The organism is Vibrio sp. D173a (assembly GCF_030248475.1).
This window is the reverse complement of sequence record NZ_JAHGAH010001345.1, coordinates 1-965: the sequence shown is the minus strand read 5'-3', so window position 1 is coordinate 965 and position 965 is coordinate 1. Positions and strand designations below refer to the sequence as shown.

Annotated in this window: 1 pseudogene; it reads right to left on the bottom strand. The window is 50.9% G+C overall.

Annotated features, from left to right (window positions below):
- Positions 1-965: pseudogene (locus tag KIV40_RS33265) on the bottom strand (tetrathionate reductase subunit TtrA); the annotation flags it as partial.

The window sequence follows — 965 nt, the reverse complement described above, 5'->3', positions numbered from 1 at the left end:
AATGATCGCCAGTTTGAATACCTGCCGCAGCGGCATCCGTTGGGTGGATATAAACAGGGTTAATGCCTTTAATCGAGTTTAGGCGTGGTGACAAATTGGATACCGCGCTGTGAATGTTCGATTTAAAGTTAGTCAGGCTGAATGGCCACTCTGCTTTCGGGTACTTTGTTTCGAGTGGTGTGCCGTCTGCCAGTTTTTGCGGGTGCCAAGTCGGGCAGCCGCTGTAGAAATCGCCCGTCATGGTGTTTCTAGCGCTCCCTACGCGGTCGTTCCAAATCGCGACTGGACGTGTCCACTTGTACTTCATTTGCTCTCCTTTGTAGGCTTCTGTGGCGTTTTCAAAACGACCACCGCGAGCAAAAATGTACGCGACACGCTTCATCTCATCCGGAGTTAGTGCTTTTTGCATGCTTGGTAGTAGGCGCTCAAGCCCAGACCAAGCGATGTCTTCCGCACTCACTTCCGGAACGCCGCCTTTCACGTAGGCAAGGTTGGCAGCAGAACGCAGGTAAAAGTCTTCTGCGGCGTGAATACTGTGCCACCGACCACCTGAATCTTTGAGGGCGTTGTCACCAAAGCCGCCTAGATGCATCTTCTTCGCTACATCGATTAGGAAATTTTCTAAGCAGATACTGCGACCGTCTTCGGTTTTTTCTGTGCGTGATTCCACAATTGGCCAACGTGCTGTCACGGTTTTCACTGGCACATCGTGCCAAGGTGACGCCATCCCCCAGCTTTCGTAAGTGACCGTATCTGGCACGATGTAATCCGAGAGAGCCGTAGTTTCGTTGATAAAGGCATCGATAGAGACGATCAAACCCAGCTGCTTTGGATCTTTTAGCTTGTCTTCAAGCAGCGTTTTTAAACCCGGCACGCCATAAATTGGGTTCGCCATGTGGTTGATCCACGCTTTCACTCGGTATGGATAGCCATCGATCGCTGCCGATAGGTGCTCAGTAAGTAAA